Annotated in this window: 3 protein-coding genes; all 3 read right to left on the reverse strand. The window is 69.0% G+C overall.

Annotated features, from left to right (window positions below):
- Positions 1-88 precede the first annotated feature (88 nt).
- The 3 genes from IGS61_RS24855 to IGS61_RS24865 all read right to left on the reverse strand — a co-directional run bounded on the left by IGS61_RS24855 (position 89) and on the right by IGS61_RS24865 (position 15,471).
- The gene (locus IGS61_RS24855; RefSeq protein WP_230542040.1) at positions 89-13,720 is read right to left on the reverse strand and encodes a filamentous haemagglutinin family protein; all 13,632 of its coding nucleotides are present in this window, start codon (positions 13,718-13,720) and stop codon (positions 89-91) included.
- Positions 13,721-13,973: 253 nt separating this feature from the next.
- Positions 13,974-14,921: a FecR family protein gene (locus IGS61_RS24860; RefSeq protein ID WP_230542041.1), complete on the reverse strand. Its 948-nt coding sequence runs from the start codon at positions 14,919-14,921 to the stop codon at positions 13,974-13,976.
- Positions 14,914-15,471, reverse strand: coding sequence for an RNA polymerase sigma factor (locus IGS61_RS24865; protein WP_230542042.1), 558 nt, complete (start codon positions 15,469-15,471; stop codon positions 14,914-14,916). Before IGS61_RS24865 ends, IGS61_RS24860 begins: the two co-directional genes overlap by 8 nt.

Below are 15,471 nucleotides of genomic sequence, written 5' to 3' on the forward strand. Positions count from 1 at the left end.
GTTTGTTGCTAATGCTGATCTACTGATGCCTAGACAGCCGCCGCGCGCGGCGACTGCCGAATGTCATCAAATGTTCATAAAACTCCGCTCAAGGCTGTAAACCGCGCCGTTCGTTCGGCGTGAGCGCCTGCAGCTGCGGCGCCGACAACGGTCCCGCGCCCAGCACCTGCACCACGCCGGCCGGCTGGTAGCTGGACGCCTGCGGCTCGCCGCCCTGGTGCTTGCCAACACCGGCCTCATCCGCCTGCTCGTTGCCGAAACCCAGCACCTTGACGGTGAACAACGATGGCTGCGCCTGGCGCGTGGCGGCCCGTTCGCGCTGCAGCACGTCCTGCGCCGCCGTCACGGCTTGCGAGGCGGCCGCGCTGGCATTGCTGAGCGCCCCCACGTTCACGGCGGCAATGGCCGGCATGCCCGTCGACTTGCCCTGCACCTGGATGTTTTCCGCGTTGACCACCTGCAAGGCCGCCAGGTTGACGTTGCCCGAGACGCGGATGCCCGCCTCGCCCGCGTCGATGCTGCCCAGCGGGGCGATCAGGTCGATGTCGCCGGGCGGCACCTCCGGGATCGGGTTCAGGGTGGCGATGCCGGCGCCCGTGTTCGGCGTGGTCGGCGACAAGGTCACCATGCCGATGTCGTCGTAGACCCGGCGCTGCGGCGTAAACACCACGGTGGACTTGGAGCCGCGCCCCGCATTGATGTCGCCCTGCGCCGACCAGGCCAGGATGTTGCCGCCGAAGGTGGTGAAGATGCGGCTCTGGCCCAGCAGGATGCTGTCCCGGGCGTAGATCTGGATTTCACCGGCGCCCTGCGTCAGCACGCCCGAGCCTTCGCCCGGCACGAAGCCGCCATCGACGCCGACCAGGGTCCGTCCGCCCGGCGTCAGGATGTCGATGTTGCCGCCGAAATCGGTGTGGATGCCGGCATCGGCCAGGTCGAACACCGGCGCGTGGGTGTCGCCCAAACGCACATACTGCTCACGCGTCAGGTAATTGACGCCCTTGCGCGGCCGCTTGGTGCTGCCGCCTGAGGCGCCGTCCAGATAGTAGGTGGCGCCGCTGAACATGGTCAGGTCGCCCGCATAGGTCACGGGCTTGCCCTGCGCATCCTTGCTCGGGAACAAGGTGGCGATGGCTTCGCGACCGCGCAGGTAGCTGCCTTCGCGCACGCCGCCCGCTGCCGTGTACTCGCGCCCGCCAGCCTTGAGTTCGGCGAAATACACGTTGCGCAGGAAGACGCGCTGCTGTTCGGCCGGCAAGGCCGCGAAAAACTTGCGCGCATCCATGCTGGCGGCATCGAAGGTCAGCCCGGCGCCGTTTCGCTGTCCGGCGCCGTAGCGGGTTTCCAGCCAGTTGACCAGGTGCAACTGGCTCGACAGGCCGTATTCGCGCTGCAGGTCGCGCCTGGCGCCGCCGCTGCTGGCCTGGAGAGACTTGTCGAGCTCGCCTTGGCGTGCGGCCAGGAAGGCGGGCGCGCCCGCCGCGTCGCCGCTGTAGCCAAATTCCGCGCGCAACCAGTCTGCCAGGCCCAGGCGGCCGCCATACACGGCCACCGCCTTGCCGGGCTGGTCGGCCAGCGGCTTGCCTGGATCGATCAGGTTGGCAGCGTCGAGATAGCGCGCGGCAAAGGCGTCATAGTTGGGGCCATGCGCCCCGACCCCGGCCGCCACCGCGATGCTGGCGCCGCTGCTGCGGTCGCCAGCCGTGATATGCGTCACCGCGCCGATACTCTTCAGCTCGGCCTTGTCGGCCATGTCGATATCGCGCCCGGCCGTCACTTCCAGCGTGCCCGGACCGCCCACGTAGAACGTGCCATAGCGGATGTCGCGGCCGGCACGCACGACCGATACCTCGTCCGGATTGTTGTGCAGTATCAAATTGCCGCGCGCCGAACCGACAAAGTTTTCCGTCGGCCGCAGCGGCAGCGACGGATTGGCGTACGCTATCTCCGACGTCCAGCCCAGCAATCCCTGTGGCGTGGCTTCGACCAGCCCCAGCGCCGTGCCGGAGTTGACGATGTCGCGGCCGGCACGGATATCGACCGGACCGGCGCCCTCGTACCAGGTACTGTGGCTGGCCGCATTGCCGCCGCCGCGCGTGATGATGGAACCGGTGCGCAGGCCGATGATGTCGCCTGCCAGCGCGTAGTAGCGCGCCGGCAACTGGTCTTGCACCGCGTAGCCCGAGGCGGTGGGCGGCGTCAGCGTGAACAGCGGATAACGCTGCGGTGAAGCGCCCGCTTCGCGCGACGCGAACAGCACGCTGGGCGCCTGTGCCTCCTGGTTGACGTTATGCGTGTACATGTCGCCATACGCGGTGGTGCCGGAAACGCCCGCGAAACCGGGATTGAATGGGCTCGGCAGCGCGGTCGGATCGGCGCCCGACGCCGTCACCGTATAGGCGCCGGCGTAGATCGAATCGGCGGCCAGCAATTCCAGCTGCCCCGGCGTGCGGCGGGTGAAATGCGCATTGACCGGCGATGGTGCCAGCAGCAGGCCGGTGGCCGGCCGCGCCGGCGCATTGGTGCTGGTGTCCATATCCCTCGCCCCTTGGGCGGAGTTGCCGACATACAGGCTGCCGCTGGCGGCCACGGCGCGCAATTGCGACGGCATCACGAAACGCCCGCCGCTGGAAGCCTGATTGCCGCTGGCGCGGTCGTCGCTCCAGGCCGTGGACGGCGTCAGGTTGCCGCCCGCGCTGAACAGGTCGATGGCGGTCGACGGCGTCCACAGCGAGAACCAGCTGTAGCCTTCGCCGTCCTGCGCCACGCCCTTCGCGGTGAACGGCGTGCCGTTGTTGATCTGGGTGACGCGGCCGGCGTCGCCCACGCCGCCCAGCACCAGGTCGCCGCGCGCATCGATGCGCACGCCGGAGTCGCCCGGCACCACCACCGGCCCGCCGCCCGCGATGGACGAGGTGGCCGTGTAGACCTGATAGGCGCGCGACTCCTGGCTGTCGCCCATGTCGAAGCGCAGCTCGATGCCGCCCACCGATCCCGCCTCCATGCGCAAGGCGCCGCGCAGGTTGACGAAGGTGCTATTGAGGTCGCCACGCGTGCCGGAAAAACGGGTATCCGGCGTGATCTCGCCGATCGTGTCGGCAAACGAGCGCACCTCGGCCACCGGATTGAGGCCGCCGCCAATGCGCACGTCGAGATCGCCGCCGCCGGTGAGCGTAAGCACGGAACCGTCGGCCGATACCCGGCCGGTGCTGGCCACCGCCAGGTTCAGGCCCTGGCTGCGCGAGACGAATTTCGCGCCTGGATCGGTACGCGGCGACAACATACCGGCGGCCCTGCCCGCCTCGAGTACCAGGTTGCCGCCGCCCAGGGTGCCGATGCCGGTAAAGCCGGTCATCACGGGCTGGGTCTCGTACAGGAAGTTCGTGCCAAGACCGCCAGCGACATAACTGCCAAAGTTGATCCACCAGGCGGTGGGCACGCCATCGCCCTGGGCGACCGCGCTGCCGGTGCCCTGGCGCCACAGCCAGGTGCCGACGGCGCTGCTGTCCTGCTGCGGACGCAAATAGCCCACATCGTCGGGACGACGCTCCGTGGTGTAGCCGCCCCCCACCAGGTCGCCGGTGACGTCGCCCTGCGCGCGCACCAGCACGTTGCCGCCATGCTCCGGATACCAGGCCTGGTACAGGCTTTGCGCACCACCATCGACGTAGGGCTTGAAGGCGTCGCCATCGGCGCCAAGGATGGAACCCTTGCGATCGGCCGCGCGCGGCAGCCGGTAAGCCGCCGCCACGTTGGCCGCCTGGGTACCGGCCGTGTACACGCCGTACGGCGAATTCTGGCTGAAGTTGCCGCCAGCAAGGAGGTCGAGGTCGCCCGTGCCCGTGCGCAGCACGCTGAACAGCTGTTGCCGCGCAGGCAGGGCTACCATCGGGAAACTGGCGCCTTCGGGCAGCCAGGTCACCAGATCGCCCACATCCGGGCCGAAATTATTGTATTCCAGCAAGGCTTCCACGCTAGTAAATTCGGCGAGATTAACCAGCGTGCCGGGAGGATAGCCGAACATCTCCGAGTTGCCCATCCAGTAGAAATTGCCCGCCACGCCGTCGATCGGCGGCGCCGCCACCTTCGGCAGACTGAGCCCCAGGACCGCGCCGTAGTGGTGGTCGGCCAGCAGCAGACTGCGGTTGTCGCCCATGGGGCGCAGCGCGCGGCTATCGGCCGCCTGCATATCGGCACCGGCCACCAGGCGCATCGACCACGACTGCGAACCGCTGGCCAGCATCGGCGCCAGCGCCCAGTTGCGGCCCTGGTTGCCGTCGGCATCGGCCGGACGCAGGGCCACCGAATCAGCGCCGCCAGGCAGCCGCACCCAGGTTTCGCTCGGCACCAGCGCGCCCTTGCGCAGCTGCAGTTCGCCGGCCAGCGCCACGCCATTGGCAGGCGTATCGGGGGTGCCATCGCCATCGTAGTCGGGGCTCGGCGTGTCCCTGACCGCGCCCACCGGGTACGGCAGCGGTACGCCGCCGGGCCAGGTCATGGCCGCCACGGACATTCCCACGGGCAAGCGGGTGCCGGCATCGAGCCGCGTGCCGCTGCCCAGCGTGACGGCCTTCGCCAGCACGGTGCCCGCCGCATACACGATATCGCCGGCGGCATTGCGCACGGCGCCGCCCAGCACCGTGCCGGCCGGCAATTCCACGGCGGCAGTCAGGGTGGCTTGCGACGGCAGCGCCGTGCCCGCCCGCAAGCTCATCGGTTTCATCGGCAGGTCGTAGTTCAGGGTGCGGCCGGACTGGAAGAAGGTGTCGTCGGCCAGCGTGACCAGCTGGCCATGCGGCACGATGACGTCGGCGCCGAACGGCACCCGGCCCTTGGCCAGCATCCAGCCCTTGTCGTCCGGCGTGACCGGCAAGGCCTTGCCATCGAAGCCGTCATTGATGCTGCCGAAGACGTTCAGGTTGCCGCCGGCGCGCAGCACCAGCGCGCCCGCTTCGCCGGAGCCGGCCACGCCGGTCTTCTGCGTGTGCGGATTGACGCTGGCGTAGCGGTGGCCCGACAGGTCGATGTCGCCATCGACATGCAGGTCGCCGTCCGGCGTGGCGCTGAGGATGGCCACGCCCGGACGCAGGTGGAAGGCGTCCTTGTCCTTGCGCAGGCCGGACAGGCGGCCGTTCATCAGCCCGTCATTCGCCAGGGCGCCCTTCATGAAATCGACGCTATCGTCGTGCTTGCGGTCCAGGTAAGCCTGGTCGATGACCTGGTAAGGGCGGCCGTCGGCCGTCATTTCCGTGCCCGGGCGGGCGTCCGTGTACGACCAGAAACCGTTGACCGTGATGGCGCGGGCGCCGTCGATGGCCAGCGGACCGGCCGCATCGATGGCGACGTCGTTGCCGCTGGCGCCGCCCAGGCGTTGCGCGCTCAGTTCCAGCGTGCCCAGCGAGGCGATGCGCTCGGCCTTGCCGGCCGTGCCGGCGCGCAAGTCCATGCGCGCGCCGGTATCGAGCACCAGGCGGCCGCTGCCGGCATCGATGTCGATCACGGCGCGGTTGGGCGCCTCGATCACCTGGCCGTAGCTGTCGACCCGCAGCACGCTGCCGTGGGCGTCGAGCAGCGCGCTGCCGGCCACGCTGACGCCGTCGCGCGCGGCCAGGCGGATGCTGCCCACCTGCTCTCCGCTGGCGTCGACGGTGCCGTTGACGGCCAGACGGCCGCCATCCACCGAAACCGTGATTTCGCGCGCCTTCAATTCATTCTCCAGCACCAGGTCGCCCTGCTTGAGCTGGAAGCTGCGGCTGCCGAACACGCCGCCCTTGCTCAGGCGCTGGTTCAAGCCCTTGAAATCCTCGATATGCTGGCCGCGTACGTCGAGGCCGCCCGCCGCGAACGGCACGTCGGTGCCGCCCGCGTCGTAGTGGCCGCTGCTGCCGCCGGTGATGCTGCCCAGCAACGCCACGCTGCCCGCCTGCGCGTCCAGCGCGGTGGCGGTGAGCTTGCCGGCGCGGTTGGAGACAGCCGAGAAATCGATGCTGGACGCGGCCGCCTGGCGCACGTCGCCGTGGCGGCTGTCGAGCACCACGTCGCCGCCCCAGCTGTACTTGGGCACGCCGTTGAAATCGATCTTGCGGCCGGCCAGGTCGAGCCGGGCACCGTCGCCCAGCACCACGTCTTGCTCAGCGGACACGCTGAGCTTGCCGCTTGGCAACAGCACGGCCGTGTCGAGCGTCACGCTGCGCCCGTCCAGCGCCACTTCGGCGCCCAGTGCGCCGGCCAGCGCGGCCGCATCCGGGGCGGTGGCGGCCGCGCCGGACGGCCTGGCGACATGGATGTCGCCGCCCGCCTTGATCTTGTTGACGGAGCCGGCGGCGCCCGTGAGCAGCGCCGTGTTCAGCGCCAGGTTGCCGCCGCTGCGCAGATAGCCCTTGCTGGCCGTATCCCAGCCGCTTTGCGACTGGTACACCGACAGCGAACCCGTATGGTTGGCGGTGATGCGCTCGCTGGCATTGATGGCGACATCGGCAAAGCCGAGGATCAGGCGGTCCATGCCGTGGATAGTGTCGGGCCGGCTGTTCGGACCATAGCCGAACTCGACCTGGCGGGCGTCGACCTGCAGGCGTCCGCTGCCGCCGCCGGCACCGCCGCTGGCGACCAGGCCGGGCGCCGTCGTGGCGCCGTTCCATACCAGCACATCGGTCTTGATGCGCGCCACGGCGTCGCTGCCGCCGGCGCCGTAGATCGCCGGGGTGCCGATCACCAGCCGTTCCAGCGACGATTTTCCCGTGCTCGCATTGATGGTCGACAATTCGACGCTGTCATAGAAATTGATGGCGTCGCGCGCCGTCAGCGCCAGGCTTTCCAGCGCCGGCGCGCCCGCGCTGGCGTCGCCGCGCAGCAGGCGGTCGAGGATGCCCTGGTTCAGGGTCAGTCCGGCCGGCAACGCGTCGCGCGCAGCCATGGCGGCCAGCGACGCTTCGCTGCCCACATTGATGCCGCCCACGGCCAGCACCAGGTTGCGCGTGCCGTAGGTGGTGGCGTCGCGCAAGTTGAAGCTCTGGTCGGTGGCGGCGACGATGCTGCCTTCCGAATACAGCGGCGTGCTGCCGCTGCACACGGCGCCCGCCGCGCAGGCGCCGATGTCGATGCGGCCCGGTCCGGATCGCGGATCGGTACTCACGCCGGGCGCCAGCATGTCCAGCCGGCCATTCGACACGGCCAGCACGCTGGACGTGCCCGGCGCATACACATAGCCATTGCCCGAATCCCAGGCGGCGGCGCCACGGCCCAGGGTATTGATGCCGCCCCCCTGCTCGATGACGATGCCGCCTGCCTTGCTATTGGTCACCAGGAATACTTCGCCAGCCTTGAGCACGGCGCCGTCGCGCACCACGATGTTATCGACGCCGCCCTGGAACTGGGCGATATTGGCTTGCTGGTTGCCGTTGGTGCTGCTGTAGTTGACGGTAGGCAAACCGCCGATGCCCAGGCGCGGGGCGCCGATGGCGTTCAGGGCGTCGACCCGCACCGACATGCCCTTGAAGTCGACGGTGGGCGCGCTGGCGCCGCCGATGATTTCGTAGTTCTTGCCGGAGCCGCCCAGCAGCAGCGCGCTGCCGCCGAAACCGTCCTTGCCTGGCGTGTAGTTGGTCGTGCCGGCAAAGCGCAGCGCATCTTGCATCACGCCCGTGCCGCCAGCACCCGCATTGGACTGCACCAGTTCAATGTGCAGCGCCTTGGCGTCGCGTTCGAGCAGCGGCCGCGGCACGCCGTCGCGCACCGCCTGCGCCAGCGCGAATGCGCCGTAGCTCGTTTCATTGTATTGCGAATAGCTGCGCAGCACGTCGGCCGGCGTCAATACCGCCTGCGATGGCAGCGCCGCGCGCCGGTCGGTATTGCTGGTGCCCAGCTGCACTGCGGTGGCAAACGAGCCGTTGCGCATGGCCGTGGCCGACCCGACGGGCAAGCCGCCGGCGGCCAGGCCGTTCAATTCCACCCGGAACGCGCCGGGCAGCAGCGCAAAGCTCGACGGCAGCAAGGTATAGGTGCCGGCGGCCAGGCCCGGCACGCCGGCGCCGATGGTGATCTGGCGCCCCAGCGCCGGATCGCCGGCGCCATTCTCGGCCACGATGGGCGCATACCCCGGCTGCGCGCCCGGAACGATGGCGTAGACGGGATTGGTGGCCAGGCCCGGCAGCACGAAGCTGCCTTTGCCGGACGTCTGCACCAGCGGGTTGAGGCGGGCGTCCGTCGAGCCGCCGCGTCCGGCCAGGAAGGCCGCGCCGGTCAGGGTGCCGCCGCCTGACAGGTCAAGCACGGCGCCGGCGCGCACATCGACGTGTTTGCCGGTGAGCACGACGGCCGGGTCATTGCCCACGCCCTTGTACACGACGTCGACGCCGTCCATCATGTAGCTCAGGCCATCGAGCGAGCCGCCGTACGGCATCACCAGGCCGTTGGCGCTGACCGACGTCACGCTGCCAGGCAGCAGATTGGTGTGGCCGGTCACTGCGCCATTTGTATTCTGGCCCAGCGTGATTTTGCCCAGCGGCGCGCGCACCACGCCCCCCTGGTTCACCGTGCCGGCACTCAGTTCAAGCGAACCGAATACCGAGTAGGGCAGGGCCGGCAACGGCGCGGCAGGGTCGCCGCTGCGCTCGATGGTCAGCCTGCGGGCCGGATCGAACTCGGTCGCCAATTGCCCGAATTCGTTGATCACGTTACGTTTGCCCACCTCCACCTTGCCGGTAGCGCCGCTCACCGGATAGATTTGCGCGCCCGCCAGGGTCAGATTGCCGGGCGTGTACAGCGCGGCCGCCGTGCGCATGCGGATGTCGCCGCTCGAACGCAGCGCCAGCTCGCCAAAGGCATCGCGCTTGACTTCCAGGTCGGCGGCGGCGTTTTGCCCGATCACGCCGTTGCTGCCGACATTGACGGCATTGGCGAGGTCGATCATCGCGGCATTCAGCGTCAGGCTGGCGTGGTCGTCCACGTTGGGCACGCCCAGCTTGCCAGCGCCGACGCCGCCGTTGCCGGAGCCGCGCACCGGATTGGGCATCAGGTGGTCGTCGCTCTGGGTGCGGCTGGTGCCGGCCAGGCGGATGTAGGGCGCCGCCAGCTTGACTTGCGCGCTGGCGCCGTCGGCATGCCCGGCCAGGGCCAATGCACTGGATGTCAGGCGCAGGCTCTGCCCCAGCGACAGGTCGAGGTTGCCATCAAAACTGATCAAGCCGTTCGACAGCAAGGCCAGGTGATCGAAGCCGCCGGCGGCCACGCGATCCGCACCGAGGCGGGCCACGCCGTAGCGCAGCGCAGGATCGCTGTCGCCCACCTGCAGGTCGGCGGCCAGGCTGCTTTCGCCCTGCAGGCGCGACAGCACCAGCTCGCGCGGCACGCGCACCGCGTCTTCCACGCCCAGGCCCTTCAAGTCGAGCTTGCCGACGATGCCGTAGTTCGGCGCTTCGAGGTTGAGCGCCAGCGTGCCGCCGGCAGCGCCTGTCCCGCCCGCTGCCGCATGCATGGTGCCGTCAAGCAACAAGCCGCGGAAGGAGCTCAGCGCGATGCTGCCGCCGTCGCTGGCCACCTGCACGCTGCCCTGACCGGGCAAGTCGAGCAAGGCGGCGGCGCCGGACGCTTCCAGGCGCGCGCCGGGGCGCACGATGACAAAGGCGTCGGCCGCCTCGACCTGGGTGGCGTCGAGGTTATGCCTGGCGCCGATCTCGATGGTGCCGCCGGCGCCCACATGGCCATACACGCCGCCCTGGGCGTCGGTGGCGGTGGCCGCCCGTCCGGCCACGTCGAGTACCGCGCGCTCGCCGATCCAGATCGACTGGGCATTGGCGCTGCCGTCTGGACGGTTGATCTCGCCACCGGTGATCAGCATGCCCGGCAACACGGAAATGCGGCCGCCGGCCGCGCTCAGCGTGCCTTCCACGGTGATCTGGCCATTGCCGGTCAGGCTGATGCTCTTGCCGTCATCCACGCGCAGCGTGGCGCCCTGGCCCACCACCAGCGGCGCCTTGGCGCTGCGGGTGCCGGCCGACAGCGCGATATCGGCGCCGGCGCGTTGCTTGAGCACGCCTTTTGCGGCATTTTCCTGCCACAGCGGGGCCAGCCACGGTTGCAGGACGGCGGCGGAATCGGCGCCGGTCGGCAATTGCGCCGCCAGCGCCAGGTCGGCGCGCAGCAAGGGCATGCTGACGTCGATGGTGGCGCCCTGCGCCACCTGCACGCCCTGCTGGCCGTTGATGTTGTAGTGCGCGAAGCCGCGCTGGAACAGCTCGTTGTCCAGCACCAGCAGCGGCTTGACCACCAGGTCCTGCGGCGCACGGTTGCCGGCCAGCAAGCGCTCGCCCGCCTGCAAGGTCACATCAAACGCGAACGCGGTACCGGCGGCCACCCTGGCGTTGAAAGCGGGCACCGGCATGCCGTTCGGGAAGGCGTTGGCCGGCACCAGGTAGCCGGAACCGAGCTTGCCGCGCGCGCCCGTGAGCGTGACGCCGGCCGGCACGGTCATGCCGCTGGTGTAGACGATGCCTTTGCTGTCGGTGATGAAGATGAATTCATAGCTGATCGAGGCGGGCGGCACCACCCAGGCGACCGGCAGGGTGTAGGGGCGCGCCGCGCTGAAATCCGGCAAGTCCAGCAAGGGCTGGCCGGCAGGGACCAGGGTACTCACATAGCTGAAGTCGGCATCGAGCACGGTGCCGGCCTTGATGGTGAATGCTTCCGCCAAGGTCAGGTGCACAGGGACGGACTGGCCTGCAAGCAACACGCCATTGCCGGCCAGCACGCCGCCGCCCAGCGCCACGCCGGTACCGCTGTCGATGGTCAGCGTGCCGCCGCCGTTGACGCCGTAGCCGCGCAGTTCGCCATCGAGCACCAGCGTCTCCGACTTGACGCCGTTGGGATCGTTCTGATTCGAGCGCAAGCTGATGTCGCCGCCGCGTCCGCCCTTCAGTTTGCCGTCGGCCAGCACGGCCGCGCCCGAGGACGTGTCGATCACGCTGCCGGCCGCCAGGTTGACGGTGCCGCTGCTGACCAGCGCCACCGCGCCGCCGTTGACATAGGGCAAGCCGGACGTGTTGCCCGGATCCAGCTTGAGCTGGCTCCACAGGCCGCGCGTGTCGAGCGTCACGCCGGCCGTCACCTCGATGCCCACCTTCGCTCCGGCCGCCGGCGTGGCGACCGGCGTATCGAGCCAGGCGGCGGTGCCGGTGGTCGGCTTGCTGACGATGTCGCCCAGCGCAATGCTGCCGCCGCGCGCCGTCAGCCCGGCGTTGACCTTGACCTGGGGCGCATGCAGCGCGATTTCGCCGCCCGGCGTGACCTGCACCGCCGCATCGACCTCGATGGCGCTGCCGGCGTAGGCCTTGATGCCGCCCAGGTGTTGTGCGTTGAGCCAGCCGGCGTCCAGGTAGGTCTTGCCGACCAGATTCTCGGGCAGCGCGTCTTCGCGCAGGAGATCGCCGGCGCTGGCGCCGCCGGCGCCGATATGGATGGCCTGCAGCAGCGCCGCGGGATTGTCGCGCAGCTGCGCGCTGGCGGCGTCATACACGGGCGCCAGCTGGCCCAGCACCAGCTGGCCGCTGCGGGCGGCGGCCAGTTGCGACTGGCGATAGCCGTCGAGGGTGGCGTCGCGCGCATCCTGCTGACGCTCGCCCTGGAATACGCTCGATTCGATCGCGCCTTCGAGCACGGCCGATGTGGTTCCCACCACTACGCGGCCCGCATCGCGGCCCACGGTATAGCCGTTTTCCAGCCGTTGCTGGGCGCCGATCAGGGGATTGGCGAAATTTTCCGTCGTTTCCGCGCCCCAGCGCTGGTGGTGCGCGGCGTAGCCTTGGTAGACGCCCGTATACAGCACGTCGCCGGGCGCCGTCGACAGCCTGTACAGCTGGCCATCCTTGCCGCTGAGCCAGCTCTGGCGAATCATGCCCGTCTGGACGTCGAAAGTGCCGCCGGACACGTTGAGCTTAGAGCCGGCCTGGGTCACCAGTTCGCCGCCCTGGAAGGCCACCGTGCCGCCCTGCGCCGCCCATTCGCCGATGCCGTGGCCGCTGGTGTTCAGATAGCCGCTCACTTCGAGCAAGCCGCCGCCCGTGTACCAGCGGTCGGTCGGATAACCGTTGGTGCCGGCCGCCACCCGCACCAGGTCGCGCCGGTCGACCCACAGGTCGGTGCTGTTGAGGGCCTTGCTGTCGCGGTTGCCCGGTGCGTCGCGCTGCTCGTTGCCCTGCGCATTGATCAGCACATTGTTCGAAGCCATCGCCACGTTCACGCCGACGGCGCCGGAGACGTCGATGCTGGCGCCGCGCGCCACTTGCGTGCGGCGCGTGGCCAGCGCATTCACCTGGCCGCCGGTGGCCAGGGTCAGCGAACCGGTATCGAAAGCGATGTCACGGCCGGAGGCGATCTGGATCAGCGACAGGTCGCGGCGGTTGTAGGCGCCGTCGCTGAGCAGCGCCGAATCCTTGATGAGCGCATCGCGCTGCACGTCCAGCGCGGTGGCGCCGCTGTCGTCAAGCAGCACCGTGGTGAGGCTGTCAGGGGCCAGCGTGACCAGGCCTTCGCTGCCGTCGGCCTTCAGGTGCACGGTGCCGCGTGTCGTCACGCTGGTGCTGCTGAGCAACACACCGGCCTGCTTCACGTCGCGGCCCGTCAGGGTGACGTCGCCGGTCAGCGCCTGCACCAGACCCGCATTCGTCACCTTGCCGGCGCCGCTTTGCGCATTGAACTTGACGTCGACCTCGTTGCCGCGGGTGCTAGAAGTCTGGTTGGCGTCCGTCCCCAGCCCCTTGCGGATAACGAAGCTGTCGCCGGCGGCCAGCGTGACTTGCCCGTTCGGCGCCGACAGGCTGCCGCCGTTATGCACTTCGCGGCCGGCCAGCAGCACGTAGCCGCCGCCCTCCGTCACCGTCTGCGGCTTGCGCGTGCCGATCTGCGCGCCGGCCTGCACCACCACGTCGGCCGTGGCGTTGGCGTGCGTGACCACGCTGCCGTTGAGCACCAGGTCATTGGCCAGCGTGGGCTTGAAGCCCGAGCCCTGCGTTTCGCTGTAGATGCCCTTGCGGAATTGACTGTCGCTCATGCCCACGGCGGCGGCCACCAGGCTGCGCGTGTCGACCTGGCTGCTGCCCGTAAACACGATGCCGTTGCGGTTGACCAGCATCACCGTGCCGTCGGCCTTGATCTGGCCACGCACCTGGCTGGGACGGGCCAGCGGATCGTTGACGCGGTTGAGTACAGACCAGTTCGCCAACTGGTCAAATTGCAGGGTGGTATTCTGGCCGATATTCAACGTTTCCCAGTTCAGGATCGCCTTGTCGGCCGTCTGCTTGACGGTGACCACGGTCTTGCCGTCGGCCTGCGCCTGCGTGGGGCCATTCGCATTGAACCAGCCGGCCGTCAGGCTGTTGCTGTCGACTTTCAAGCCGCCTTCGGCCAGGCCTTCCGGCACCTTCGAGCCGGCGGCGATGGCCGCCTGGCGCGCCGCCTGCTGGGCCGCCTGCTGCACGGCGATGGCGCGCGCGGCCAGTTGCAGATTGTTCAGCGAACTTTGCAGCTGCGCATTGGCTTTTTGCTGCTGCGCCTGCTTATTGTCCGTCGCGATGATCGGCTGGCCATTCGGCAAGCGTCCCGAACTGGCGGCAGCACCCTGGTTGGCGCCCTTGCCCGCAAACCAGGCGCCGCTGAACGGCTGCTGCGCCTGCGCGCCACCCGCCTGCAGCAGCACGGCGATGGCCAGCGCCAGCGGTTTCAATCGCACCGGGCGACCGCTCCGGTTGCCCGCCATGGCGGAGGAGGATGCGTGTTTCGTGACCGACTTGCTTCGCTGCATGGCGACATTCCCTTTTCATGTTCCGTTGCTGACCGATATCGCGAGGCGGCGCGCACCACGCACGAGGGCGGGCGGCAAGCACTGATTCGCGGCTTCCAGCAGCATTGACAGGGAACAAGGTCCGGGACTGCAAAAGGTCATCAAAATGTCATAATTGGCGAGATGCCATCGGCGTGCATCGCTAGCCAAACAGCACGATGCCGCCCGGCAAACGCGTCACGCGCGCGCCGTACGCGTCCTGGATCAGGGCGATCACGTCATCGAGGCGGTCGAGCGAAAAGCTCGCTTGCACACGCGTCAGTTTCAAGGCGTCGCCATTGAGGATCAGCTTGCCGGGACGGTAGCGGTTCACCTCGTCCACCACCTCGGCCAAAGTGCTTTGCTTGAACACCAGCAGCCGGTGGCGCCAGGCGCTGACGTCGCTTTTTGCCACCGCGCGGGCGATGCCGAAATGCTCGGGCCGGTAGCTCAGCTGCTGGCCGGCCGCCAGCTCCGCATCGTTGCCGGCCTGCGCCACGCGCAAGCGGCCCGCCAGGCACGTCACGCACACTTCCTGGCCAAACAGGCGGATATTGAAGCGCGCGCTGCCGGCCGACACGCTGCCATCGCCCGCCTGCACGCGCACGCGCGCCGCGCCGCGCAAGCCGGCCTGGAATTCCGCCTCGCCCGCCAGCAGCACCAGCGACGCGGCGCCGTCCTGCCCCTGCGCCGCATCGAGGCGCGTCTGCGTATTCATCTGCACCAGCACGCCGCCATCGAGCGCCACTTCGCGCTGCTCGCCCGTGCCCGTGGCATAGTCGGCGGCAAGACCCGCCACGGCTGGCCACAGGTCCGTCGGCGGGCGCAGCACCAGCAAGCCCAGCGAGGCTGCCACGGCGCCGCCCAGCCAGGCGCGCCGCGCCACGTTCACGGGCGCCTGCGCCCGCTTGACGGCGCGCGCGGCCGGCGCCATCGCGCCCCACACGGCGCGCGCCTCGGCAAAGGCATTGGCATGCCGGCGGCTGCGCGCGCACCAGTGGCGAAACACTTGCGCATCGCGCTCGCTAACCTGGCCCGAGGCCAGGCGCACGACCCACGCCTGCGCTTCCTTCTGGATGACACCCATGTCGTCTTCCGCTTGTTCAGTCATGATGTTTAGACGTTTTTCCCGCGCCGGGACCGAAGCGCTGGATGAAATCGCGTCCCATGCGCTCGCAGCAATGTTCGAGGCCGGCGCGCAATTCCTTCTCCACGGTGCGGGCGGAAATGCCGAAGCGCTCGGCGATGTCGCGGTGCGGCAACTGGTCGACGCGGGCGGCGATGACGATGGCGCGCCGGCGTTTCGGCAACTCCTGCAAGGCCCGCTCCAGTTCTTCCAGTTCGGCGCGCGCGCTGAAGGTGCGGGCCGGGTCGGCCAATTCGTCGGCCATCTCGTACAGATCGTCGATATCGGGCAGGCTGAGCAGGCGCGCATTGTCGCGGCGTTGATCTTCCGCAATATTGATGGCGATGCGCATCAAATACGCGGACGGATAGCTGATCGCTTCGGGCGCGTTCATCCGTTCCACGCGCAGATACGTTTCATGCAGCGCGTCATTGGCCAGGTCTTCCGAGCCCAGGCGGCGCTGCAGGTGGCGGCGAAACTGTCCGTAGCGTTCCAGGAACAGCTTGCGCAAGGAGGTTTTGAGCAATTCCGGCAT

Origin of the sequence: Janthinobacterium sp. FW305-129 (assembly GCF_020858115.1) — a bacterium.
Lineage (GTDB): Bacteria > Pseudomonadota > Gammaproteobacteria > Burkholderiales > Burkholderiaceae_D > Janthinobacterium.

What these genes read in the sequence shown, in the direction of transcription:
- IGS61_RS24860 (WP_230542041.1), bottom strand. Translation starts at nt 14,921, where the DNA reads ATGACTGAACAAGCGGAAGACGACATGGGTGTCATCCAGAAGGAAGCG.
- IGS61_RS24865 (WP_230542042.1), bottom strand. Translation starts at nt 15,471, where the DNA reads ATGCCGGAATTGCTCAAAACCTCCTTGCGCAAGCTGTTCCTGGAACGC.